The 25,022-nt window shown below is 61.1% G+C and carries 25 protein-coding genes; 14 read left to right on the top strand and 11 right to left on the bottom strand.

Annotation, left to right across the window (positions count from 1 at the left end):
* Positions 1-77: 77 nt before the first annotated feature.
* The 3 genes from cysN to BMZ57_RS06390 all read right to left on the bottom strand — a co-directional run bounded on the left by cysN (position 78) and on the right by BMZ57_RS06390 (position 3,812).
* Positions 78-1,976, bottom strand: coding sequence for a sulfate adenylyltransferase subunit CysN (gene cysN, locus BMZ57_RS06400; protein WP_010213281.1), 1,899 nt, complete (start codon positions 1,974-1,976; stop codon positions 78-80).
* A 9-nt stretch (positions 1,977-1,985) separates the two neighbouring features.
* Positions 1,986-2,903, bottom strand: coding sequence for a sulfate adenylyltransferase subunit CysD (gene cysD, locus BMZ57_RS06395; protein WP_010213282.1), 918 nt, complete (start codon positions 2,901-2,903; stop codon positions 1,986-1,988).
* Positions 2,904-3,053: 150 nt separating this feature from the next.
* The gene (locus tag BMZ57_RS06390) at positions 3,054-3,812 is read right to left on the bottom strand and encodes a Nif3-like dinuclear metal center hexameric protein (RefSeq protein ID WP_044286621.1); all 759 of its coding nucleotides are present in this window, start codon (positions 3,810-3,812) and stop codon (positions 3,054-3,056) included.
* A 101-nt stretch (positions 3,813-3,913) separates the two neighbouring features.
* On the opposite strand from BMZ57_RS06390, the gene algW reads away from it, so the two are divergent.
* Both algW and BMZ57_RS06380 read left to right on the top strand, forming a co-directional pair.
* Positions 3,914-5,068, top strand: a complete 1,155-nt coding sequence (gene algW, locus BMZ57_RS06385; protein ID WP_010213284.1) for a Do family serine endopeptidase AlgW — start codon at positions 3,914-3,916, stop codon at positions 5,066-5,068.
* A 110-nt stretch (positions 5,069-5,178) separates the two neighbouring features.
* Positions 5,179-7,275 carry a TonB-dependent siderophore receptor gene (locus BMZ57_RS06380; RefSeq protein WP_044286620.1) on the top strand — a complete coding sequence of 699 codons (2,097 nt, stop codon included), beginning with the start codon at positions 5,179-5,181 and terminating at the stop codon, positions 7,273-7,275.
* A gap of 125 nt (positions 7,276-7,400) precedes the next feature.
* Here the strand turns inward: BMZ57_RS06380 and hemH are convergent, their stop codons facing one another.
* Complete coding sequence (gene hemH / locus BMZ57_RS06375; protein WP_044286618.1) at positions 7,401-8,426, bottom strand: ferrochelatase; 1,026 nt, start codon at positions 8,424-8,426, stop codon at positions 7,401-7,403.
* Positions 8,427-8,440: 14 nt separating this feature from the next.
* Complete coding sequence (locus BMZ57_RS06370; protein ID WP_010213288.1) at positions 8,441-9,340, bottom strand: TIGR01777 family oxidoreductase; 900 nt, start codon at positions 9,338-9,340, stop codon at positions 8,441-8,443.
* 209 nt (positions 9,341-9,549) lie between these two features.
* On the opposite strand from BMZ57_RS06370, the gene BMZ57_RS06365 reads away from it, so the two are divergent.
* From BMZ57_RS06365 to BMZ57_RS06310, 12 genes are all read left to right on the top strand, one after another.
* Positions 9,550-10,536, top strand: coding sequence for an NAD(P)/FAD-dependent oxidoreductase (locus tag BMZ57_RS06365; protein WP_010213289.1), 987 nt, complete (start codon positions 9,550-9,552; stop codon positions 10,534-10,536).
* Positions 10,533-10,748: a TIGR02450 family Trp-rich protein gene (locus BMZ57_RS06360; protein WP_010213290.1), complete on the top strand. Its 216-nt coding sequence runs from the start codon at positions 10,533-10,535 to the stop codon at positions 10,746-10,748. The genes BMZ57_RS06365 and BMZ57_RS06360 overlap by 4 nt, the downstream gene beginning before the upstream one ends.
* 111 nt (positions 10,749-10,859) lie before the next feature.
* Positions 10,860-11,819: a YbgA family protein gene (locus BMZ57_RS06355; RefSeq protein WP_010213292.1), complete on the top strand. Its 960-nt coding sequence runs from the start codon at positions 10,860-10,862 to the stop codon at positions 11,817-11,819.
* Between the two features lie 3 nt (positions 11,820-11,822).
* Positions 11,823-12,752: a MerR family transcriptional regulator gene (locus tag BMZ57_RS06350; protein WP_069673367.1), complete on the top strand. Its 930-nt coding sequence runs from the start codon at positions 11,823-11,825 to the stop codon at positions 12,750-12,752.
* Entirely contained in the window at positions 12,753-14,198 is a 1,446-nt protein-coding gene (phrB, locus tag BMZ57_RS06345; protein WP_044286615.1) for a deoxyribodipyrimidine photo-lyase, read from the top strand. It begins immediately after the preceding gene.
* Positions 14,191-14,613: a nuclear transport factor 2 family protein gene (locus tag BMZ57_RS06340; protein WP_010213297.1), complete on the top strand. Its 423-nt coding sequence runs from the start codon at positions 14,191-14,193 to the stop codon at positions 14,611-14,613. The genes phrB and BMZ57_RS06340 overlap by 8 nt, the downstream gene beginning before the upstream one ends.
* The gene (locus BMZ57_RS06335) at positions 14,610-15,392 is read left to right on the top strand and encodes an SDR family NAD(P)-dependent oxidoreductase (RefSeq protein WP_010213299.1); all 783 of its coding nucleotides are present in this window, start codon (positions 14,610-14,612) and stop codon (positions 15,390-15,392) included. Before BMZ57_RS06340 ends, BMZ57_RS06335 begins: the two co-directional genes overlap by 4 nt.
* Complete coding sequence (locus BMZ57_RS06330; RefSeq protein ID WP_069673368.1) at positions 15,389-16,636, top strand: NAD(P)/FAD-dependent oxidoreductase; 1,248 nt, start codon at positions 15,389-15,391, stop codon at positions 16,634-16,636. Before BMZ57_RS06335 ends, BMZ57_RS06330 begins: the two co-directional genes overlap by 4 nt.
* Positions 16,633-17,442: a DUF1365 domain-containing protein gene (locus BMZ57_RS06325; protein ID WP_010213302.1), complete on the top strand. Its 810-nt coding sequence runs from the start codon at positions 16,633-16,635 to the stop codon at positions 17,440-17,442. The genes BMZ57_RS06330 and BMZ57_RS06325 overlap by 4 nt, the downstream gene beginning before the upstream one ends.
* Positions 17,429-18,700 (top strand): SAM-dependent methyltransferase, encoded by a 1,272-nt coding sequence (locus tag BMZ57_RS06320; protein ID WP_010213303.1) that lies wholly within the window; start codon positions 17,429-17,431, stop codon positions 18,698-18,700. Before BMZ57_RS06325 ends, BMZ57_RS06320 begins: the two co-directional genes overlap by 14 nt.
* Entirely contained in the window at positions 18,693-19,172 is a 480-nt protein-coding gene (locus BMZ57_RS06315) for a DUF2878 domain-containing protein (RefSeq protein ID WP_069673369.1), read from the top strand. Before BMZ57_RS06320 ends, BMZ57_RS06315 begins: the two co-directional genes overlap by 8 nt.
* Positions 19,173-19,225: 53 nt before the next feature.
* Entirely contained in the window at positions 19,226-19,531 is a 306-nt protein-coding gene (locus tag BMZ57_RS06310) for a YkgJ family cysteine cluster protein (protein WP_016977069.1), read from the top strand.
* Between the two features lie 121 nt (positions 19,532-19,652).
* Here the strand turns inward: BMZ57_RS06310 and BMZ57_RS06305 are convergent, their stop codons facing one another.
* From BMZ57_RS06305 to hemA, 6 genes are all read right to left on the bottom strand, one after another.
* Positions 19,653-20,171, bottom strand: coding sequence for an acyloxyacyl hydrolase (locus BMZ57_RS06305; protein WP_069673370.1), 519 nt, complete (start codon positions 20,169-20,171; stop codon positions 19,653-19,655).
* A gap of 112 nt (positions 20,172-20,283) precedes the next feature.
* A complete protein-coding gene (gene murI / locus BMZ57_RS06300) occupies positions 20,284-21,078 on the bottom strand; it encodes a glutamate racemase (protein WP_010213307.1) in 795 nt (264 codons plus the stop codon).
* On the bottom strand, positions 21,071-21,826 hold the full coding sequence (locus tag BMZ57_RS06295; protein WP_010213308.1) for a molybdopterin-synthase adenylyltransferase MoeB: 756 nt from the start codon (positions 21,824-21,826) through the stop codon (positions 21,071-21,073). The genes murI and BMZ57_RS06295 overlap by 8 nt, the downstream gene beginning before the upstream one ends.
* Positions 21,820-22,650, bottom strand: a complete 831-nt coding sequence (gene prmC, locus BMZ57_RS06290; RefSeq protein WP_010213309.1) for a peptide chain release factor N(5)-glutamine methyltransferase — start codon at positions 22,648-22,650, stop codon at positions 21,820-21,822. Before prmC ends, BMZ57_RS06295 begins: the two co-directional genes overlap by 7 nt.
* Positions 22,651-23,733, bottom strand: coding sequence for a peptide chain release factor 1 (prfA, locus tag BMZ57_RS06285; RefSeq protein WP_010213310.1), 1,083 nt, complete (start codon positions 23,731-23,733; stop codon positions 22,651-22,653).
* Positions 23,730-25,019, bottom strand: coding sequence for a glutamyl-tRNA reductase (hemA, locus tag BMZ57_RS06280; RefSeq protein WP_010213311.1), 1,290 nt, complete (start codon positions 25,017-25,019; stop codon positions 23,730-23,732). The genes prfA and hemA overlap by 4 nt, the downstream gene beginning before the upstream one ends.
* Positions 25,020-25,022 lie beyond the last annotated feature (3 nt).

Raw genomic sequence — 25,022 nt, 5'->3', positions numbered from 1 at the left:
TGACCGAGTCTGATCTTGAGAATGAAAAAAGCCCGCCACCGATCACTCGGTGGCGGGCTTTTTTATGGCCGCGAGGGTTAGATCGCGCCGCGCTGACGCAACAGCTCCAGCACTTGCTTGACGCTTTCTTCCAGCGACAGTGCCTGGGTGTCGATCACCAGGTCGGCGTTCAACGGCACGTCATACGGGAAGGACTCGCCCGGGATGTTATCCCCACCGGCGGCGTACAAGCCTTGCGGATCACGCTCGGCGCACACCAGCGGCGACGCTTGCACGTAGACCGTCAGCAGGCGATCGCTGCCGATCAGCGCCTTAGCCTGTTCGCGGCCTTCGGCATCCGGGGCCACAAACGCGGCCAGGGTCAGCAGGCCCGCTTCGTTGAACTGACGCGCCACATGCGCGGCACGACGCCAGTTCTCGGTACGGCCGGCACGGTCATGCGGCAAGCCCTTGTTCAGGTCGTGACGCAGGTTCTGGCCATCCAGTACGAACACCGCACGGCCCATGTCGAAGAGCTTGCGCTCAACCGCGTAGGCCAAGGTGCTCTTGCCGGCGCCCGACAGGCCGGTGAACAGCACGGTGGCCGGTTGCTGGCCGAAGCGCAGCGCGCGTTCTTCGGTGGCTACGTGAGCCAAATTGCCGTGCTGCGCCGAGCTGCCGTGGGTGATAGGCGGCGCGATGATCATGCCGGCTGCCACGGTGCCGTTGGTCAAACGGTCGATGACGATAAACGCACCGGTGGTGCGGTTGCTGTCGTAGCCGTCCAGGGCGATGGCGGCATCAAGGCTGACCTTGACTCGGCCAATTTCGTTCAGTTGCAGCGAACTCGCCGGACCTTCGGCCAGGGTGTTCACATCCACGCGGTGCACGATGCTGGTGATGGAGCCCGGCACGTAGCTGGTGGCGCGCTTGATGTCGTATTTCTTGCCCGGCAGCATCGGTTCTTCAGCCATCCACACCAGCATGGCGTCGAAGGCGTCGGTCACTTGCGGCACGTTATCGGCGTGCACCAGCAAGTCGCCACGGGAGATGTCGATCTCGTCTTCCATGGTCAGGGTCACGGCCTGGCCTGGGCCTGCGTGCTCCAGCTCACCCTCAAAGGTGACAATGGACTTGACCCGGCTGCTCTTGCCCGACGGCAATACCACGACTTCGTCGCCCTTGTGCACGATGCCGCTGGCCAGGGTGCCGGCAAAACCGCGGAAGTTCAGGTTCGGGCGATTGACGTACTGCACCGGGAAACGTAGGTCGGTGTAGTTGCGGTCGTTGGCAATCTCGACGGTTTCGAGGATTTCCATCAGCGACTGGCCGGTGTACCAAGGCGAACGCTCACTCTTGTTCACCACGTTGTCGCCCTTGAGCGCCGACATCGGCACAAAGGCCAGGGTGCTTGGCTTGAAGGCGATACCGTCGGCGAACTTCAGGTAATCAGCCTTGATCTGCTCGAATACGCTTTGGTCAAAGCCATTGATGTCCATCTTGTTGACGGCCACCACGATGTGCTTGATGCCCAGCAACGAGGCGATAAAGCTGTGACGACGGGTCTGGGTCTGCACGCCGTAGCGGGCGTCGATCAGGATGATCGCCAGGTCACAGGTGGACGCACCGGTGGCCATGTTGCGGGTGTACTGCTCATGGCCGGGGGTGTCGGCGATGATGAATTTGCGCTTGGCGGTGGAGAAGTAGCGGTAAGCAACGTCGATGGTGATGCCTTGCTCACGCTCGGCCTGCAGGCCGTCGACGAGCAACGCCAGGTCGATATCGTCGCCAGTGGTACCGGACTTCTTCGAATCGCGGGTGATGGCTTCCAGGTGATCTTCGTAGATCATCTTGGAGTCGTGCAGCAGGCGCCCGATCAGGGTGCTCTTGCCGTCGTCGACGTTGCCACAGGTCAGGAAGCGCAACATTTCCTTGCGCTCGTGCTGGCCCAGGTAGGCGAGGATGTCCTCGCTGATCAAATCAGATTGATGCGACATGACAGCCCCTTAGAAATAGCCTTGACGTTTTTTATCTTCCATCGAGCCGGCACCATCGTGGTCGATGACACGGCCCTGGCGCTCGGAAGTTCGCGTCAGGAGCATTTCCTGAATGATGTCCGTCAGCGTCTCGGCTTCGGACTCCACCGCGCCCGTCAACGGGTAGCAGCCAAGGGTACGGAAACGTACTTTCTTTTTGACGATTCGGGCTTTGTCTTCGTCAGACAAGTGCTCAAGGATGCGGTCGTCGTCGATCATGATCAACGTGCCGTTCTTCTCGATCACTTCGCGTTCGGCGGCGAAGTACAGCGGCACGATCGGGATGCCTTCCAGGTAGATGTACTGCCAGATGTCCAGCTCGGTCCAGTTGGACAGCGGGAACACACGGATGGACTCACCCTTGTTGACGTTGCCGTTGTAGACGTTCCACAGCTCGGGACGCTGGTTTTTCGGGTCCCAGCGGTGCTTGCTGTCGCGGAACGAGTACACGCGCTCTTTGGCGCGGGATTTCTCTTCATCGCGACGGGCACCGCCGAAGGCTGCGTCGAAACCATGCTTGTCCAGGGCCTGCTTGAGGCCTTCGGTCTTCATGATGTCGGTGTGCTTGGCGCTGCCGTGGGTGAAGGGGTTAATGCCCTGCGCCACGCCGTCCGGGTTCACGTGGGTGATCAAGTCCAGGCCCAGTTCTTCGACCATCTTGTCGCGGAACCGGTACATCTCCTGGAATTTCCAGCGGGTGTCGACGTGCATCACAGGGAACGGCAGTTTGCCCGGGAAGAAGGCCTTGCGTGCCAGGTGCAGCATCACGGCGGAGTCTTTACCGATTGAGTAGAGCATCACCGGGTTGTCGAACTCGGCGGCGACCTCGCGGATGATGTGGATGCTTTCCGCCTCCAGCTGTTTCAGATGCGTCAGTTTGTCGACCATGGTTACTCACGGAAAAACGATCTTATGGACGGCCAGCGGGCCGTGTTCGAGCGAGGCATGCTAGCACAGCACCTGCTTCTATTCAGGGAGCGGACTAGATCGAAACGGTATATGAATATGCCCCCAAGTTTGGGCTTTCTGTGGTGAGGCTCAGATCGGATTGGGGCAATCGATGAAGAGATGTTCCAACGCGAAGCGCCGCGCCAGGTAATCACCCAGCGCCTGTACACCATAGCGCTCAGTGGCATGGTGGCCGGCGGCGATGAAGCTGACGTCGTTTTCGCGGGCGCTGTGAAAGGTCTGCTCGGAGGCTTCGCCGCTCAGGTACAGGTCGACGCCGGCGGCAATCGCCTGGTCGATGTAGCCCTGGCCACCGCCCGTGCACCAGCCGACGCGACGGATCATCTCGCCGCCTTCGATCAATAGCGGTTCGCGGCCCATGACTTCCTGCACGCGGCGGGCAAAATCGCGGGGCGACAAGGGCTCGGCAAGGGAGCCGACCAGACCGACGACCTTGGGGTTGCTCGGGTCAAGCGGGCCTTCTACCGTGATATCCAGCTGACGGGCGAGTTGCACGTTATTGCCGACCTCGGGGTGCAGGTCCAGCGGCAAGTGGTAGGCGAGCAGGCTGATGTCGTGCTTGAGCAGGGTCTTGAGGCGGCGCTGTTTCATGCCGGTGACGCAGGGGTTTTCGCCTTTCCAGAAGTAGCCGTGGTGCACCAGGATCAGATCGGCCTGGGCCTCGACGGCCGCGTCCAGCAGGGCCTGGCTGGCGGTCACGCCACTGACGATGCGCATCACCTGCGGGCGGCCCTCGACCTGCAGGCCGTTGGGGCAATAATCGGCAATTTTTGCACTGCCGAGGTAGCGGTCCGCTTCCTCGACGAGGGTGGTAAGGGGCACGGCCATAAAAGACTCCTAAATATCCCGTTCGCAGGCGTCACAGCCTCGTATAATGCGCGACATTATGGGCGCTCTCTCGCCCCCTGCAACCTGTCAGGACTAACTTGATGCTCAAGGCGCTGCGTTTTTTTGGATGGCCATTGTTGGCTGGCGTGCTGATCGCGATGCTGATTATTCAGCGTTACCCCGAGCTGGTGGGCCTACCCAGCCTGGATGTGAACCTGCAACAGGCACCGCAGACCAGCGCGGTGGTACAAGGCCCGGTGACTTACGCCGATGCGGTCACCATCGCCGCCCCTGCGGTGGTCAACCTGTACACGACCAAGGTCATCAACAAGCCGGCGCACCCGCTGTTTGAAGACCCGCAGTTCCGCCGCTATTTCGGCGACAACGGGCCCAAGCAGAGGCGCATGGAATCCAGCCTGGGTTCGGGCGTGATCATGAGCCCCGAAGGCTACATTCTCACCAACAACCACGTGACCACCGGCGCCGACCAGATCGTGGTGGCCCTGCGTGACGGCCGTGAAACCTTGGCCCGCGTGGTGGGCAGCGACCCGGAAACCGACCTCGCGGTACTGAAGATCGACCTGAAAAGCCTGCCAGCCATTACCCTCGGCCGTTCCGATGGCTTGCGCGTCGGTGATGTGGCGCTGGCCATCGGCAACCCGTTTGGCGTCGGGCAGACCGTGACCATGGGCATCATCAGCGCCACTGGGCGTAATCAGTTGGGCCTGAACAGCTACGAAGATTTCATCCAGACCGACGCGGCGATCAACCCCGGCAACTCCGGCGGTGCGCTGGTGGACGCCAATGGCAATCTGACCGGTATCAACACGGCGATTTTCTCCAAGTCCGGCGGCTCACAGGGCATCGGTTTTGCGATTCCGGTGAAGCTGGCGATGGAGGTGATGAAGTCGATCATCGAGCACGGTCAGGTGATTCGTGGCTGGCTGGGGATTGAAGTGCAACCGTTGACCAAGGAATTGGCCGAGTCGTTTGGCTTGACCGGACGCCCAGGCATCGTGGTCGCCGGAATCTTCCGCGATGGTCCGGCGCAGAAAGCCGGCCTGCAATTGGGCGATGTGATCCTCAGCATCAATGGCGAACCGGCAGGTGATGGCCGCAAGTCGATGAACCAGGTGGCGCGGATCAAGCCCACGGACAAGGTCGCAATACAGGTGATGCGCAACGGCAAAGAGATCAAGTTGCTGGCGGAAATCGGTTTGCGCCCACCGCCGGCGCCGGTCAAGGAAGAGGAATAATTCGCTGCCCAGGTGCCCATTCGAGGGCACCTGTAAGCTGATATTTCAGAGCGATCCATTCTCATCGGTCATGTTATATTGTTTCAATATCGCTATTGGAATGCTCTATCATGCCGTCTCGAAAAATCGCCCCCTTGGCTGGCCTGGCCTTGGGTTTGCTGCTCGACCCCGCCTACGCCGAAGAAAATACCCTGGAACTCGACACCATCAGCGTCACCACTGACGCCTACGAGTCCGCCTCCAGCCCAGTCAAAGGTTACCGCGCCACCCGTTCCGCCAGTGCGACAAAAACCGACACGGCGATTCGTGACATCCCACAATCCATCAGCGTGATTCCCGCCACGGTGCTCAAAGACCTGGGCAGCACCAACGTGGAACGCGCCCTGGAATTTGCCGGCGGCGTGTCCAAGCAGAACAACTTCGGCGGCCTGACCCTCTACGAATACAGCGTGCGCGGCTTCACCACGTCGGAGTTCTATCAGGACGGCTTCAGCGCCAACCGTGGCTACCCGAGCACACCGGACGCGGCCAACATTGAACGCATCGAAGTGCTCAAGGGCCCTGCCGCCAGCCTGTACGGGCGTGGCGATCCCGGCGGCACCGTGAACATCGTCACCAAGAAGCCTCAGCCTGAAGCCTTCACTACCTTGCAAACCAGCGCGGGCAGTTGGGACCGCTATCGCACCGCCGTGGACGTGAACACCCCGCTGGACAGCGAAGGCAAGGTGCTGACTCGGGTCAACCTGGCGGTGGAAGACAACCACAGCTTCCGTGACCACGTGCAGAGCAAGCGGGTATTCGTCGCGCCTTCGTTCAGCTGGCAGTTGGACCCGGATACCAGCCTGCTGGTGGAAAGCGAATTCGTCCGTCACAGCTCCACCTTCGACCGAGGCATCGTCGACGCCCCCGGCCTATCCCGTTCCACCTTCCTCGGTGAACCCAACGACGGCGATATCGACAACCACAACAACCGCCTCCAGGCCACCCTCGAACACCACCTCAACGACGCCTGGAAACTGCGCCTGGCCAGCCATTACAAGCAAGGCAGCCTGTGGGGCGACGCTTCGGAAAACCGTGCACTGAACCCCGACGGCCACACTATCAACCGCCGTTATCGCGAACGCTCGACGGGTTGGCACGACAGCATTACCCAGCTGGAGCTGCGTGGGCTGTTCGACATTGGCAGTTGGCAGCATGAACTGCTGGTCGGCACCGAGTACGAGGACTACCGCAAGAAAGAACGCGTGACAGCTATCGGCGGCCGTGACTACGCCATTGACATCTACAACCCGGTTTACGGCCAGCCCAAACCCAACGGCACGCGCTCCGGCACCGACTTCTTCGAACAGACCAAAAGCCACGCGCTGAACCTGCAAGACCAGATCATCTTCACAGATCGCTTGCGCGGCATGGTCGGTGTGCGCTTCGAGCATTTCGAGCAGAGCATCGACGACTTCACCCGCAACCACGCCAAGAGCAAGCAGACTCACGACGCCTTTACTCAACGCGCCGGCCTGCTCTATCAGCTCACGCCGCAGGTTGGGGTGTTCGCCAACGCCTCCACGTCGTTCAAGCCCAACAGTGGCCTGGACGCCAACAACAAATCCTTCAAGCCGGAAGAAGGCGTGGGCTATGAAGTGGGGATCAAGAGCGAGCTGTTCGACGACCGCCTCAGCGCAACCCTCGCCGCGTTCCATATCGAAAAGGAAAACGTATTGACGCTGGACCCGGCCACCAATCTCAACCGCGCCGTGGGCAAAGCGCGCAGCCAGGGTCTGGACCTGCAAGTGAGCGGGCAAGTAAGCGATGCCATAAGGGTGATCGGCGCGTTTGCCTACATCGACGCCGAAGTGACCAAGGGCGATAAAACCATTCCCGCCGGCAGCCGGATTCTCGGGGTCGCCAAGCGCAGCGGCAGTCTGTTGGGGGTGTATGAATTCCAGGACGGCGCGTTGCGCGGCTCCGACCTGGGTGCAGCGATCACCTACGTCGGTGATCGCTCCGGTGAGGCCGGCACGGGTTTCGAGCTGCCGGCGTACCACACGGTTGATCTGCTGGCCCATTACAAAGCCACGGAGAATGTCACCGTGGGTTTGAACTTGAACAACCTGTTTGATGAGAAGTACTACGAGCGGTCCTACAGCAATTACTGGATCAATCCGGGTGAGCCGCGCAATCTCACGGTCAGCCTGACGCTTAACCTGTAAACACGGTAAACCATGTGGGAGCGGGCTTGCTCGCGAGTGCGGTCTGTCAGTCACTGATTATTTGACTGATCCACCGCATTCGCGAGCAAGCCCGCTCCCACATTTCGATCTTCACTCGGCTTGAGTTATAGCTGCGTTGGCGCTCTTTCGCACAAAGTATTCAGCGCCTTAGCCCATTGCGGATCATCATTGAGGCACGGCACCAGCACCAACTCCTCGCCCCCAGCTTCGCGGAACTGCTCAAGCCCACGATCGCCGATTTCCTCCAGCGTCTCGATGCAATCGGCCACGAACGCCGGGCACATCACCAGCAGCTTTTTCACGCCTTGCTGGGCCAATGCCTCCAGGCGCGCTTCGGTGTAGGGTTCGATCCACTTCGCGCGGCCCAGGCGCGATTGGAACGACACCGACCATTTATCTTCCGGCAAGCCCAGTCGCGCGGCAAAATCACGGGCGACGCTGAAGCATTGCGCGCGATAGCAGGTCTTAAGCACCTCGTCGGACGCGTTCTTGCAGCAGTCGGCATCCTTGAAGCAATGCTGGCCGGTAGGGTCGAGCTTGGTCAGGTGGCGCTCAGGCAAGCCGTGGAAACTCAGCAGCAGGTGGTCGTAATTCTGTTCCACGTATGGCCGCGCGCTTGCTACCAGGGCATCGAGGTATTCGGGCTGATCGTAGAACGGTTGCAGGATGGAGAATTGCACATCGAGCTTTTTGTCGCGCACCACGCGCTTGGCTTCCTCAATCACCGTGGTCACGGTGCTGTCCGCGAACTGCGGGTACAGCGGCGCCAGGGTGACTTTACGGATGCCCTGGGCGGCGAGGCGGGTCAGCACCGTTTCAATGGACGGCTCACCGTAGCGCATCGCCAATTCCACCGGGCCTTGAGTCCACTGTGCGGTCATCTGCTGTTGCAGGCGACGACTGAGCACCACCAGCGGCGAGCCCTCGTCCCACCAGATGGACGCGTAGGCGTGGGCCGACTGCTCGGGGCGCTTGATCAAGATCAGTGACACCAGCAAGCGCCGCACCGGCCACGGCAGGTCGATCACATAAGGGTCCATCAAGAACTGATTGAGGTAGCTGCGCACATCGGCCACCGAGGTGGACGCCGGTGAACCCAGATTGACCAGTAACAACGCGTGATCCGTCATGCAACATCCTATCTTTAGAGGCGGCTGGACACGTCATCCAGGGCCGCGTGCAACTCAGTAAACTGGAAGGTGAAACCGGCGGCCAACAAGCGCTCGGGCACTGCCTTCTGCCCACCCAGCAACAGGCCGGACAACTCACCCAGGCCGACCTTCAATGCAAAGGCCGGCATCGGCATGAACGCCGGACGGTGCAGCACCCGGCCCAGGGTTTTCGCAAACTCGCGATTGCGTACCGGGTGTGGCGCGCAGGCATTATAAGGACCACTGGCATCAGCCTTGTGCAGAAGAAAATCAATCAGGGCGATTTGATCCTTGATATGTACCCACGGCATCCACTGCCGACCAGTGCCGATAGGCCCGCCCAGCGCCAGTTTGAACGGCAGCAACAGCCGCGACAAAAAGCCGCCCTCGGCCGACAACACCAAACCGGTCCGTACCAACACGACGCGAATCCCCAAGGCTTCGGCGCGCTGGGCAGTTTCTTCCCAGGCAATGCACAGCTGGCTGGGGAAATCGTCCTGCACCGGGCCGCTGGCTTCGGTCAACTCACGCTCACCGCCGTCGCCGTACCAACCCACCGCTGAACCGGAAATCAACACCGCAGGTTTTTGCTCCAGCCCCTCAAGCCACGCCAGCAAGGTTTCAGTCAGACTGATGCGGCTGCTCCACAGCAGCGCCTTGCGCTTGTGGGTCCAGGGACGATCAGCAATGGGCGCGCCGGCCAGGTTAATGACGGCATCCACCGGGCCGATAACCTGTTGCAGGTGTTCAACGCCTGCTACCTGTGCGCCGCACAGCTTGGCAACCTGTTCCGGATGACGACTCCACACCGTCAGTCGATGCCCTTGAGCAAGCCAGTGTTGGCAGAGTTGGCGGCCGATCAGGCCAGTACCGCCGGTCAGCAAAATGTGCATGGGATCTTCCTCATGTAACGTTCGCCGCCCCGCACTGGTCTATTTTATAAGCAGGGATCAATTTGAACGGGCGTAACGTTGGATTAAGCCTGTGCTTTAACCATAGGTCACGCCGTAAGAACAGGTAAGCCAAAACTTATACCAAAAAACAATATTGTACAGCTATTGGTGTCGGCGTAGTCTGTACCAACGGTAAAACGAGGCCTCCCATGACTGTTCCCATCGCGATCATCGGCACCGGCATCGCCGGTCTCTCCGCCGCCCGAGCGTTACGAGACGCGGGGCACGTCGTACAACTCTTCGATAAAAGCCGCGGCAGTGGTGGCCGCATGTCCAGCAAGCGCAGCGATGCCGGCTCTCTGGACATGGGGGCGCAATACTTCACCGCCCGTGACCGGCGCTTCGTCAACGAAGTGCAACGCTGGCAAAGCAATGGCTGGGCCGAGCAATGGAAGCCCCAGCTGTACAACTTCAAGTCCGGCCAACTCACGCCCTCTCCCGATGAACAGATCCGCTGGGTCGGCACGCCGCGCATGAGCGCGATCACCCGTGCGCTGCTCGACGACCTGCCGGTGGAGTTCGGTTGCCGCATCACCGAGGTGTTCCAGGGCAAACAACACTGGAACCTGCTGGATGCCGACGGCGAAAACCACGGCCCGTTCAGTCACGTGATCATCGCCACTCCAGCGCCCCAGGCCACCGCCCTGCTGGCTGCCGCACCCAAGTTGGCCAGTGCCGCCGCTGGCGTGAAGATGGACCCTACCTGGGCCATCGCCCTGGCGTTCGACAAGCCCCTGGATACGCCGATGGAGGGCTGCTTCGTCCAGGACAGCCCCCTCGATTGGCTCGCGCGCAACCGCAGCAAACCGGGGCGCGACACCCACCTCGACACGTGGGTATTGCATGCCACCAGCGCATGGAGCAGGGCCCATCTGGACCTGTCGAAGGAGGCGGTGATCGAGCACCTGCACGGCGCTTTCGCCGAACTGCTGCACAGCGCCATGCCCGCGCCGTCGTTCAGCCTGGCGCACCGCTGGCTCTATGCGCGACCGTCCAGCAGTCATGAATTCGGCGTACTGGCCGACGCCGATCTGGGCCTGTACGTGTGTGGCGACTGGTGCCTGTCGGGCCGGGTAGAAGGTGCATGGCTCAGTGGCCAGGAAGCCGCGCGACGCTTGATGGAACACCTGCAATGAACCGCATCAATCCCGCAAAACTGCTGCTGTCAAAATGGACAGCAGCGCGCCCCCGAAACAAGGAAAAACACTTCCTGGTCACCGAATTGTTTCGTGATGATGAAGGCACCGTGCTGGAAATCGAACTGCAAGCGGTCATGACCCACCGCAGCGAACGCCTGCCCTGGCAAACCCTGCAGGATATCGACGCCTGGAAAATCGGCTGGAAATAGCCAACGCGCAAAACTTGTACAAATAGTTTGACTTGTACAGCATCGAATCTATGATGGGATTTAGTTGTACAAGATTAAAACCTTGTACAGGAATCTTGCGAGGGTTCGTTTATGTCCAGCATCACCAAACCGAAGATCGCCATCAGCGCCTGCCTGCTGGGCGAAAACGTGCGCTTCAACGGTGGCCATAAACAATCCCTGCTGTGCAGCCAGACTCTCGCCGATTATTTCGACTTTGTGCCGCTGTGCCCCGAAGTCGCCATTGGCCTGGGCATTCCCCGCGAACCCATCCGCCTGGTGGGCGACCCTGCTCACCCGCAAGCCGTCGGCACGGTGAACCGCGAGCTGAACGTCACCCAGCCGCTGGACGACTATGGCCAGCAGATGGCGGCGGAACACACCGACCTGTGCGGCTACATTTTCATGCAGAAGTCGCCGTCCTGTGGCCTGGAGCGGGTCAAGGTGTACCGCGAAAATGGCACTCCGGTGGACGGCGGCGGGCGCGGTATCTACGCCCAGGCCTTTTGTGCCCGCCATCCCAATCTGCCGGTGGAAGAAGACGGTCGGCTGAATGACCCGGTGCTGCGTGAAAACTTCCTGACTCGCGTATTCGTGTACGCCAGTTGGCAGCAACTGCTGGCCGAAGGCCTGACCCGTCACCGCCTGCTGGCCTTTCATTCGCGCTACAAATACTTGTTGATGGCCCACAGTCCGGCGCATTACAAAAGCCTCGGCCACCTGCTGGGCAGCATGACCAAGGACGCCAACCTGGATGAATTGGCCAGCGGTTATTTCAGCGAGCTGATGACCGGCCTGACCAAGTGCGCCACCCGTGGCACCCACACCAATGTGCTGCAACACATCAGCGGTTACCTCAAGCAGGCCATCAGCGCCGACGACAAGCAGGAAATGCAAACCGTCATCGGCCAATACCGCCACGGCATCGTGCCTTTGGTGGTGCCGATGACCCTGCTCAAGCACCACTTTCGTCAACACCCGGACCGCTACATCGCGCAGCAGGCCTATCTGCAACCGCACCCGGAAAACCTCAGCCTGCGAAATGCGATCTAGACCATGAAAGTTGCCCTGCTAGACGAACCCGGCGAAGACTTCGCCCAAGCCCTCGAAGATGGCTGGCTGCCGATCCGCGAAGTGGCGCGCCAGACCGGTGTCAACGCCGTGACCCTGCGCGCCTGGGAACGTCGTTACGGCCTCATCGTGCCCCAGCGCACACCCAAGGGGCATCGGCTGTTCAGCGCCGAGCATGTACAACGTATCCACACCATCCTCACCTGGCTCAATCGCGGCGTACCGGTCAGCCAGGTCAAAGGCCTGATCGACTCCGCCCAGGCCATTCCCGATGCCGTCGAAAACGAATGGCACAGCCTGCGCCAGAACCTGGTGCAAGCCATCAGCGAATTGACCGAGCGCCGGGTGGATGACGCCTTCAACCAGGCCATGGCGCTCTACCCGCCCCGCACCCTGTGCGAGCAACTGCTGCTGCCGTTGCTGCAGGAGCTGGAACAACGCTGGCAAGGCCAGTTCGGCGCGCAGATGGAACGGGTGTTTTTCCTGTCCTGGCTGCGCAGCAAATTTGGCGCGCGCATCTACCACAATAATCGTCAGCTGCATGGTGCGCCGCTGCTGTTGGTCAACCAATCCGACCTGCCCCTGGAGCCGCACCTGTGGCTCAGCGCCTGGCTCGCCAGCAGCGCCGACTGCCCGGTGGAAGTGTTCGACTGGCCGCTGCCCGCCGGTGAGCTGGCCCTGGCGGTGGAACACCTGCAACCGCGTGCGGTGCTGCTCTATTCGAGCAAGTCGCTCCATCTGTCGGCGTTCGCAAAACTTCTGGGTGGCGTCAGTTGCCCAAAGTTGATTGTCGGACCAACGGTATGCATCCACCAGGCCGAGTTGTCCGTATTACCCCATGACCTCCCCGAATTGTTCGTCGCCGAAGATCCGTTGTCGGCCCACCAACTGCTGATCCAGCGTGGACTTGTTTAAATGCATTTGATCTGGCTGCGCACCGACCTGCGCCTGCACGACAACACTGCTCTGGCCGCCGCGAGCCAGCGGGGCCCGATTGCGGCCGTGTACCTGATCACGCCGCAGCAATGGCAGTCCCACGATGATGCGCCGTGCAAAGTGGACTTCTGGCTGCGCAACCTGCAAGACCTGAGCAAAACGCTGGGCGCGCTGAATATTCCCCTGCTGATCCGCACCGCAGCCACTTGGGACCAAGCGCCCGACGTACTGAGCAAGCTGTGCCGCGAGCTGTCGGCGGAGTCGGTGCACGTCAACGAAGAATATGGCATTCACGAAAGTCGTCGTGATGCTGCCGTGTACAAGGCTTTGGAAGCCGATGGCGTGACGTTCCACCGCTACCTCGATCAACTGTTCTTCCAACCCGGCAGTGTACTGACCAAGACCGGCACTTATTTCCAGGTGTTCAGCCAGTTCCGTAAAGTCTGCTACACCCGCCTGCACAGCGCCCTGCCGCGCATGGTTGCAGCGCCAAAGGCCCAGGCGCCGCTCAAGCTGAAAAGCGATCCCGTCCCGAACACAGTCGAAGGTTTCGCCCCACCCAGCGACAGCCTGCGCGCCCTCTGGCCAGCCGGTGAAGACGAAGCCCGGCGGCGCCTCGATGCCTTCGCCGATCAGCAAATCAGCTACTACAAAGACGAACGCGACTTCCCCGCGAAACCCGGTACCAGCCAGTTGTCTGCCTACCTTGCAGCGGGCGTCGTTTCGCCGCGACAGTGCCTGCATGCCGCGCTGCAAACCAACGGCGGCGAGTTCGAAAGTGGCGACCTGGGCGCCATCACCTGGATCAATGAATTGCTGTGGCGCGAGTTCTACAAACACATCCTGGTCGGTTACCCACGGGTGTCGCGCCACCGCGCGTTCCGCCCGGAAACCGAAGCCGTGGCCTGGCGCAACGCGCCCAAGGACCTCGCCGCCTGGCAGGAAGCGCGCACCGGCTTGCCGATCATCGATGCGGCCATGCGCCAACTGCTGGAAACCGGCTGGATGCATAACCGCCTGCGCATGGTGGTGGCGATGTTCCTGACCAAGAACCTGCTGATTGACTGGCGCGAAGGCGAGCGTTTTTTCATGCGCCACCTGATCGACGGCGACCTGGCGGCGAACAACGGCGGCTGGCAGTGGAGTTCATCCACCGGCACCGACTCCGCGCCATACTTTCGGATTTTCAGCCCGTTGAGCCAATCGGAGAAATTCGACGCTGAAGGCGTGTTCATCAAGCACTGGCTGCCGGAACTGGCCGCGCTGAATAAAAAGGACGTGCACAACCCCGAAGCCGCCGGCGGCCTGTTCGGCGTGGCTGACTACCCGCGCTCGATCGTCGACCTGAAAAAATCCCGTGAACGTGCGCTGGCCGCTTTCCGCAACCTGCCCTCGCGCCAAGCCGCAGGGGGCGACTATGAGTGACTTCCTGCGCCGCTTCGCCCAGGCCTTCACCGCGCTGGACAAGCACAACTTGCACCTGCTCGACAGCCTGTACAGCCAGGACATTGCTTTCGCCGACCCGCTGCACGAAGTCCATGGCTTGCCAGCCCTGCACCGCTACTTCGCCGATCTGTACAGCAACGTCAGCCAGCTGCGCTTTGACTTCCACAGTTTCGACCAGGTCGCCGAAGGCGAAGGTTACTTGCGCTGGAAAATGAGTTTTTGCCACCCTCGCCTGGCCAACGGCAAAGTGATCCGGGTGGAAGGTTGCTCGCACTTGATGTGGCGCGACAAGGTGTACCGCCACCGGGACTATTTCGATGCCGGCGCCATGCTGTACGAACACTTGCCCGTGCTGGGCAGCGTCATCAGCTGGCTTAAAAGGAGAATGGGATGAGCCTGACACCGCCCCGCCGTTATTGGCTGACTGGCGCCAGCAGTGGTATCGGTGCCGCACTGGCCGTGGAGTTGCTCAACAGCGGCGCCCATGTGGCGCTCAGTTCCCGCACCAAAGGGCCTTTGGAAGCGCTCGCGCAACGCTACCCCGGCCAAGTGCTGGTGGTGGCGGGCGACCTGACCAACAGCCAGACCGTGCGCGAGATCGGCGAGCATATCGGCGTGGTCTGGGGTTCGCTGGACACGGTGATCCTCAATGCCGGCACCTGCGAGTACGTGGACGCACGTCAGTTCGACTCATCGATCATCGAGCACGTGGTTCGTACCAACCTGCTGGCGAGCAGTTATTGCATCGAAGCCGCCCTGCCGCTGTTGCGCGCCGGGCAGACGCCACACTTGGTGGGTGTCGCCAGCGCCGTGACCTACTTGCCAATGCCGCGCGCCGAAGCCTATGGCGCCTCCAAGGCTGGCTTGCGCTACCTGTTCGAGTCCCTGCGCATCAGCCTGTCGCCGGAAAATATCGACGTGACCGTGATCAGTCCGGGCTTTGTCGATACGCCACTGACCGAACGCAATGACTTCCCCATGCCGCTCAGTTGGTCGGCGGACAAAGCCGCGCGGCACATCTTCGCCAAGCTGGAAAAACGCCCGCTGGAAATTGCCTTTCCCGCCCTGTTTATCGCCACCCTGTGGCCGCTGTCGAAACTGCCAAACCGCGCACAACTGATCATCGGTAAACGCATGTTGCGCAGCCCGCCGCCGAAGAAGGACGACCTATGAAGATCGCCATCATCGGCAGCGGCATCGCGGGGCTGACCAGTGCCTACCTGCTCGGCCGTCGTCATGAAATCACGCTGTTCGAAGCGGGCAACCGCATCGGCGGGCATACCCACACGGTCAACGTCACCGTCGACGATAAAAGCTACGCGATAGACACCGGTTTTATCGTGTTCAACGACTGGACCTACCCGAACTTCATCCGCCTGTTAGGGCAGATCGGGGTGAAGTTCAAACCCACTGAAATGAGCTTTTCGGTGTGCGACGAAAACACCCGGTTCGAGTACAACGGCAACAACATCAACAGCCTGTTTGCCCAGCGCAGCAACATCCTGTCGCCCGGGTTCTGGGGCATGTTGCGCGACATCCTGCGTTTCAATCGCGAGGCACCGCTGGACCTGCAAGAGCAACGCATAAGCGCCGACATGACGCTGGGGGATTACCTCGAAGCGAAAGGCTATGGCCCGCGGTTCATCCTGCATTACATCGTGCCGATGGGTGCCGCGATCTGGTCGATGTCGCTGGTGGACATGCTGAAATTTCCGCTGCAGTTCTTTGTGCGCTTTTTCAAGAATCACGGGCTGCTCTCGGTGAACAACCGGCCACAGTGGTGTGTGATCGAGGGTGGCTCAAGCAGCTATATCGACCCCCTGACCCGCAACTTTCGCGAACATATCCGCCTCGATTGCCCGGTGCATCTGGTGGAGCGCAATGAAGAGGGCGTGGTGGTCCACAGTGCCGCCGGCACCGAAGCCTTCGACAAGGTGGTGTTTGCCTGCCACAGCGACCAAGCGCTGGCGTTGCTCGGCGACCCCAGCGAGTCCGAGCTGCAAATATTGGGCGCACTGCCCTATGCCGACAATGATGTCGTGCTGCACACCGACACGCGCCTGTTACCCGACCGCCAATTGGCCTGGGCCAGCTGGAACTACCGGCTCACCCCCAACCGTCAGACGCAGGCGGCGGTCACCTATGACATGAACATCCTGCAAGGCATCGACAGCGACACCACGTTTTGCGTCAGCCTCAACCAGACGCCGATGATCAACCCGCTGAAGATTCTTGCCCGCTACACCTACGCCCACCCGCAATACAGTCTGGCGGCAGTGGCGGCCCAGGGACGCCGGGAAGAAATATCCGGCGTGCGCAACACCTTCTACTGCGGTGCCTACTGGGCCAACGGTTTCCACGAAGACGGCGTGGTCAGCGCCCTGCACGTGGCCCAGGCGTTTGGAGAAGCCCTGTGAACAGCGCCCTGTACAGCGGCTGGATTGCCCATCGCCGGTTTGCGCCCAAGGCCCACGCCTTTCGGTACCGCATCGGCCTGCTGTACCTGGACCTGAGCGAGGAACACGAAGTGCTCGGGCTTACGCCCCTGGCCGGGCGCAGCCGCCTGGCGCCTTTCGGTTTTCGCCAGCAGGACTACCTGCGTGAATTGACGCGCACCGGCATGAGCTTGAGCGATGCCGTGCGCCAGGAAGTCGGCAAGGCACTGGGGCGTACACCCCAGGGCGTTATCTGCCTACTGACCCAGGCCCGCAGTTGGGGCCTGGCTTTTAATCCCGTGAGTTTCTTCTACTGCTTCGAGGCCGACGGACGTCTGGCCGCGATCCTGTGTGAAGTGACCAACACCCCGTGGCGCGAGCGTTATCACTACGTGCTGCCGGCCCAGGCACTGAACGCGAATGAGCACCAGCACTTCGCCGTCGCCAAGGCCTTCCATGTGTCACCATTCTTGCCGCGCGACCTGGAATACCGCATGAGCTTCAGCCCGCCCGCCGCCAAACTCGGCGTGCACATGGCCGATTGGCAGGGCGAATTGAAAGTCTTCGACGCCACCTTGAGCCTGCAGAAAGAGACGCTGAACCGCACCAGCCTGCACCGCTACTTGTGGCGCTTTCCCTGGATGACCGCCAAGACCTGCCTCGCGATCTATTGGCAGGCCCTGCGCCTGTTGCTCAAACGCACACCGATTTTTTCCCACCGGGCCGCCGATGGCGCCTCTCGCACCGCAGTCGGGTACACCAAGGATCGCCGCCATGAAATCCCCTAGCTTATCGGTCAAAACCCATCGCCTGAACGTCAACGGCATGACCGCCGCGCTGCTGCGCAAGGCCGTGCTGCGGCAACTCAGCCAGTTGCGCCATGGTCAGTTGGTGGTGATCGAGGACGGCGAGCGCCAGGTATTCGGTGCACGGGAAGCGCATCTGTTGGGGGAGATCCAGATCCTGGATTCGGCCGTGTGGGGCCTGGTGGCGGCCAACGGTTCCATCGGTGCCGGAGAAGCCTTTATCCACGGTTACTGGAGCAGCCCGGACCTCACGGCGGTGGTGCGCGTGATGGTCAGTAACCTCGACGTACTCGATGCAATGGAAGGTGGCCTGGCACGCCTGACACGTCCGTTCACCCAGGGCCTGCACTGGCTCAACCGCAATACGCGCAAGGGCTCGCAGAAAAACATTGCCGCCCACTATGACCTGGGCAATGACCTGTTCGAAGAGTTCCTCGACCCGACCATGATGTACTCGGCGGCGCAATTCCTGACCGCCGACGACACCCTGGAACAGGCGCAACTGAATAAACTGGAGCGCATCTGCCAGAAGCTCGCCCTCAAGCCCAGCGACCACCTGCTGGAAATCGGCACCGGCTGGGGCAGCATGGCGCTGTATGCGGCGCAGCAGTATGGCTGCAAGGTCACCACCACGACCTTGTCCAAAGAGCAGTTTGCCTACACTGAAAAACGCATCGTCGCCCTGGGGCTGCAGGATCAAGTCACGCTGCTGTTACAGGATTACCGCGACCTTACGGGCCAGTACGACAAGCTCGTGTCGATCGAGATGATCGAGGCGGTGGGTCATCGCTTCCTGCCAACCTACTTCAAACAGTGCGCGCACCTGCTCAAGAGCGACGGCCTGATGTTGCTGCAAGCCATCACCATTCGCGACCAACGCTACGAGCAGGCCAAAACCAACGTCGACTTTATCCAGCGCTATATCTTCCCGGGCGGCGCCCTGCCCTGCGTGCAAAAAATGCTGCAGATCGTCAGCCGCGACACCGATATGAACCTGCTGCACATGGAAGATTTCGGCCTGCACTACGCGCGCACCTTGCGCCTGTGGCATGAGAATTTTCGCCGCGCGCACGGCCGCCTGGCAGAATTGGGCTACGACGAATACTTCCTGCGGTTGTGGGAGTTTTACCTGTGCTACTGCGAAGGCGGTTTTATGGAACGCACCATCGGCACCGCGCAATTGCTGTTGGCCAAACCATCCGCGATCAACCCGCCGCTGCTCGGTCGTTTCAGTGCTTAAGACACTGTCCAATGCCGTGCTGTTTCAATGCGGCTGGTTTGCTTGTGTGCTTGGCGGTGACAGCGTGTGGCTACTGGTCGGGCTGGCCGTACTTGCCATTCATCTGCTGTGGATAAGTTCGTGGGCCGCCGACGGCAAGCTGATCCTGGCCGTAACGGTCGTAGGCACGTTATTGGATACCACGTTGCGTGCGCTGGGCGTGTTCCAGTTCACGGAACCGGGGCCGCTGATTCCCTTCTGGTTGATCCTGTTGTGGGCGTTGCTCGCGACGACATTGCGCCATTGCCTGGCCTGGAGCGCCCGTCCCTGGTGGCGTGCGGCAATATTGGGCGCAGTGGGCGGCCCGCTTTCCTACTTTGCAGGCAGCCAATTGGCGGGGGTGAAATTTGGCTTCGCCCTCGCGCCGACGATGGTTGTCCTGGCGCTGCTGTGGGCGGTGGTGTTTGTAGGGTTGCACCGATTGGCACGCTGACGCCTGTCAGTCGTTTCACACCTGTATCACCCGCTTGCCTTACACTGCCCCCTATGACGAACATCCCCCACACCCAAATCACCGAACCCGCGGTCACCTGCTCGACCTGCGCGGCTTGCTGCTGTCAGTTGGAGGTCATGCTGATCACCGACACCGGCGTGCCGGAGCGCTATATCGACACCGATGACTGGGGCGGCGAAGTGATGCTGCGCCTGGACGACGGCTGGTGCGCGGCGCTGGATCGGGACACGATGATGTGTACGATCTACGAGCGACGGCCGCTGATCTGCCGGGAATTCGAGATGGGAGCGCCGGAGTGCCTGACCGAACGCGAAGGGATTGCGACGGCGTATCGCTGATCATGAAATGAGCGGGGATCTAAATGTGGGAGCGGGCTTGCTCGCGAAAGCGGTGTATCAACTGACACACCGCTTTCGCGAGCAAGCCCGCTCCCACAGGGGATCCTCAACGGCCTGAAGGTTACAGCGGCATGGTGTAATGCAGCGCGTAACTCTCTACACCATCGTTATTGCTGCTGATGCCGGCGTTGGAATAATGCGTGGCACGAATGCCCACTTCATGCCCACCCGCGAAGCGCAGGCCGAAACCCAGACGGTCTTCGAACTGGAAAGCCTGGCCGATGTTGTTGTCTTCCACTTTGGTGCGCGAGAACACCGCAACACCAATCCCGGCTTCGATATAAGGCTTGATCTTTTCCCCGGCAAACTCGTACACGAACACCGGCGAGAACGACAGGCTGCTGACGCTGGCGCGCTTGTCTCCGTCCCAATAGGTGTAGGCGCCGCTCCAGTAACCGGTCAATCGACCGGTATCGCTCTGCCACCAGCTTTTATCCCAGTCCGATGTCAGCCCCAGCCGATAGGTCATGGTCGAATCGCTGGTGCCCCCCACACCCAACTCCAGGCCAGCGGCCTGCGCTGAAACAGAGTGCCCCACTACTGCGGCCGCAATCGCAGCCAAACAGAACAAGCGCTTCATAAGAAACATCCTTTCCGAACGAAGTTATATGGTTTTGTACAGGCTATCTCGCTATAGAAGCTGGCGTGTAGTCAGAAGTTCCAGTGGATAACACCGGAATTTCACGAAATTTTCACGCACCAAAGCTTCGCACAACGCCCGGATATTTCCATAGTGTCGGTAGGATATTTCTTAGCTGATACACATCGCCACTGGTCCAGAACTGTGCAGGTTCAGGCTTGCCGTCGGCCAACAGGTCGCGCTCGCCCAGCAAACGCTTGAGCTGGCGGGCCACGGCAGCGCCGGTGTCGATGAGGATGATGCTGGGAGGCAACATCTGCGCCAGGAGTGGCTTGAGGAAGGGGTAGTGGGTGCAGCCAAGGATGATGGTGTCACAGCCGGCGCTGAGCAGCGGCTCTATGTATCCCTGCAACATCTTGCGCAGGGCGGGGCTGTTCAGGTCGCCGGTTTCAATCAGTTCCACCAGCCCTGGGCAGGGTTGGGTAATGACCCGCACATCCGTCGCGAAACGGTCGAGTAATGCCGCGAATTTGGCGCTTTGCAGGGTACCGGTGGTGGCAAGCACGCCGACCACGCCACTACGGGTCGCTGCGGCGGCCGGTTTGACGGCCGGCTCCATGCCCACCAGTGGCCAGTCGGGATAATCCTGGCGCAAGTCAGCAACCGCCGCGACCGTCGCGGTATTGCAAGCGATCACAAAGGCCTTGGCGCCCTTTTCGCGGAAAAACTCGGCAACCAACCGCGATCGCTCGCGAATGAACGCGGGCGTTTTCTCTCCATAGGGGATATGCCCGCAGTCGGCCACGTACAGCAACGACTCATGGGGCAACAATTGCTGGATTTCGTCCAATACCGACAAACCGCCGACACCGGAGTCGAACACACCAATAGGCGCGCCCTTAACCATGCTGAGTCCCGCAGACGCTACAACCGGGGTCACGCTTGACGCGCAATTCGCGAAAGCGCGTGGTCAAGGCATCGATGAGCAACAGGCGGCCCACCAACGGCTCACCGAACCCGGCCAGCAGTTTCAAGGCTTCCAGCGCTTGCAGGCTGCCGACCAGCCCCACCAGCGGGCCGACCACGCCGGCTTCGCTGCAAGTGAGTTCGGTATCGCTGCCGTGCCCGTATAAACAGTGGTAGCACGGGCTTTCGGCGCGACGCGGGTCGAATACCGACAGCTGCCCTTCAAGGCGAATGGCTGCACCGCTGATCAAGGGTTTAGCCGCCGCGACGCAAGCCGCGTTGACCGCTTCGCGGGTGGAGAAGTTATCGCTGCAATCGAGCACCACGTCCACCGCTTCGACCGCGGCTGCCAGTGAATCAACATCCAGGGCGGTGCGGTGGGCGATCAGCTTGATCTCGGGGTTGATAGCCGTCAGGCGGCGCAAGGCCGAATCAACCTTGGTCTGCCCGACGCTGTCGGTGTCATGGATGATCTGGCGTTGCAGGTTGGTCAGGTCGACGGTGTCGAAGTCCGCCAGGTGCAACTCGCCCACACCGGCTGCCGCCAGGTAAAGCGCAACGGGTGCGCCCAGGCCACCGAGGCCGATGATCAGCGCCCGGCTGTTTTTCAGGCGCAATTGGCCGTCAATGTCGACATGCTGCAACAGAATCTGTCGGCTATAGCGCAACAGCTCCTGATCGGTCAGCACGGACGGCGTCCCAGGGTAATGCGCTCGTGACCGCCGAGATCGATACGGCTGTGCACGTCTTCGAAACCTTCACTCAATAGCAGGTCGCGCACGGCGGGGGCCTGGTCGTAACCATGCTCCAGCAGCAATCGCCCACCGGCATTCAGGTGAGCGGGAGCGTGTTTGATGATCAGGCGCAAGTCGTCCAAACCATCATGGCCGGCCACCAGTGCACTGGCCGGTTCAAAGCGCACATCGCCCGCCACAAGGTGCGGATCATTGGCGGCGATGTAAGGCGGGTTGCTGATGATCAGGTCATAGGTATGACCTTGCAACGCGCTGAACCAATGGCTGTTCAGCACCGTGGCGTTAGTGAGGTGCAGCCGCTGGCGATTGCGCTCGGCCAAGGCCACGGCTTCCAGCACGCGGTCGACGGCGGTGACCTGCCAGGCCGGGCGTTCGCTGGCCAGGGCCAAAGCGATGGCGCCGCTGCCGGTGCCCAGGTCGAGGACCTTGGCGGGTGTGGCCGCTAACAATTCCAGGGCGGCTTCCACCAGCAATTCAGTGTCCGGGCGCGGGATCAGCGTGTGGGGCGCGACCTCCAGGTCCAACTTCCAGAAGCCTTGCTGGCCAAGGATATAGGCCACCGGCTCACCGCCACGACGGCGTTGCAGGAAACCGGCAAAGGTCAGCGCGTCTTCGCTGGTGACGATTTTTTCCGGCCAGGTGTGCAGGTAACTGCGCGACTTGCCCAACGCCGCCGCCAGCAACAATTCGGCATCCAGACGCGCAGTGGGCGAGTCCGGCAGGTCGGCGGCGCGCAGCAGGCTGGCGATGATGGTCATTTATTCACCTATCGCCGCGAGTTGATCTGCCTGGTATTCGGCGAGCAACGGCTCGATCACCGCGTCGACACCACCGGCAAGAATCTCGTCCAGGGAGTAAAGCGTGAGGTTGACCCGATGGTCGGTGACCCGGCCCTGGGCAAAGTTGTAGGTACGGATTCGTTCGGAGCGATCGCCCGAACCCACCAACAGCTTACGCTCGCTGGCAATCGCGTTGGCGGCGGCGCTGGTCTGCTGGTCGTTGAGCTTGGCCGACAGCCACGACATCGCCCGCGCGCGGTTCTTGTGCTGGGAACGTTCTTCCTGGCACTCCACCACGATGCCCGAGGGCAAGTGGGTGATGCGGATGGCGGAGTCGGTCTTGTTGACGTGCTGACCACCCGCGCCCGACGAGCGGTAGGTATCGATGCGCAAGTCCGCCGGATTGATCTCGATGGCCTCCTGTTCGTCCGGCTCGGGCAGCACGGCGACAGTGCACGCGGAAGTGTGGATACGACCTTGGGACTCGGTCGCCGGCACGCGTTGTACGCGGTGCGCGCCAGACTCGAACTTGAGCTTGCCGTAAACGTTATCGCCTTCAACCCGCGCGATGACTTCTTTATAGCCGCCGTGTTCGCCCTCGTTCTCGGACAGGATTTCCACCCGCCAGCCGCGACGCTCGGCGTAACGCGAATACATGCGGAACAGGTCGCCGGAGAAGATCGCCGCCTCGTCGCCGCCAGTGCCGGCGCGGATTTCGAGGAAGACATTACGCCCGTCGTTCGGGTCCTTGGGCAGCAGCATGCGTTGCAGATCGCCTTCCAGCGCGGCGAGTTTTTCCTTGGCTTCGCGAACTTCTTCCACGGCCATCTCGCGCATGTCCGGGTCGCTGTCCTTAAGCAGTGCCTGGGCGCCTTCAAGGTCGGCCTGCACTTTGAGCAGGTTCTTGTAGGTAGCCACCACCGGCTCAACGTCGGCGTACTCCTTGGAATAGGCACGGAACTTGGTTTGATCGGAGATGACTTCGCCATCGCCGAGCAAAGCGGTCAGTTCTTCGAAACGGTCCTGGAGCACGTCCAGTTTATTGAGCAGTGACGCTTTCATTGCGATTTTTTATCCGAAGAGCTATCTGACGCGCCCTCACCGAGGGCAAAGAGTTCCTGGGCCATGGCCAGCGCATCGAGGCGGCCTTCGGCAGTAAGCTTTTTCAATTGTACGCTGGGTGCGTGGAGCAGCTTGTTGGTGAGACCGCGAGCCAGTTGCATCAGCACTTCTTCGGCGCTGCTGCCGTTGGCCAACAAACGCTGAGCCTTGATCAGCTCCTCGTCGCGCAAGCGCTCGCCCTGCTGACGATACGCCTTGAGCACATCCACCGCCGCCAATTCACGCAGGCGCACCATGAAATCTTCGGCGCCCGTGCTGACCATCTCTTCAGCGGCCTGGGCGGCGCCCTGGCGGCTCTTGAGGTTTTCGGCGACCACTTCGTGCAAATCGTCGACGCTATAGAGGTAAACGTCGTCCAACTCGCCGACTTCGGGTTCGATATCGCGGGGAACGGCGATATCCACCATAAAGATCGGCTTGTGCTTGCGCAGCTTCAACGCGCTCTCGACCGCGCCCTTGCCAAGAATCGGCAACTGGCTGGCGGTGGAGCTGATGACGATATCGCTGCGCACCAGTTCGGCCGGGATATCCGATAGCAACACAGCATGGGCGCCGAACTGCTCGGCGAGGATGCTTGCGCGCTCCAGGGTACGGTTGGCGACCACGATGCGCTTCACGCCCAGGTCATGCAGGTGACGGGCGACCAGGGTGATGGTCTCGCCGGCGCCGATCAGCAGCGCCTGGCTGCGTTGCAAGTCACTGAAAATCTGTTTGGCCAGGCTGACGGCAGCAAACGCCACGGACACCGGGTTTTCACCGATGGCTGTATCGGTGCGTACTTGCTTGGCGGAGTTGAACGTGGCCTGGAACAACCGGCCCAGCAGCGGGCCGACGGTGCCTGCCTCACGCGCCACGGCGTAGGCGGACTTCATCTGGCCGAGAATCTGCGGTTCGCCCAGCACCAGCGAATCGAGACCGGCTGCCACACGCATCATGTGACGAACTGCCGCATCTTCTTCGTGCACATAAGCACACGCACGCAGGTCATCGAGGCTCAAATGGTGAAAATCGGCCAGCCAGCGCAGTACGACATCCGCTGAAAGATGTTCCTGCTCTATATAGAGCTCGCTGCGATTGCAGGTCGAAAGGATCGCAGCTTCGCGACTGTCGGTGAGCCGGCAGAGCTGCTGCAGGGCCTCAACCAACTGCTCCGGCGTAAACGCCACGCGCTCGCGCACGTCTACGGAGGCAGTCTTGTGGTTAATACCGAGTGCGAGGAAGGCCATTCA

Source organism: Pseudomonas simiae (assembly GCF_900111895.1).
Taxonomy (GTDB): Bacteria; Pseudomonadota; Gammaproteobacteria; order Pseudomonadales; family Pseudomonadaceae; genus Aquipseudomonas; species Aquipseudomonas simiae.
Note: the sequence above shows the minus strand (reverse complement) of the source record. Positions and strands in the feature narration are given on the sequence as shown.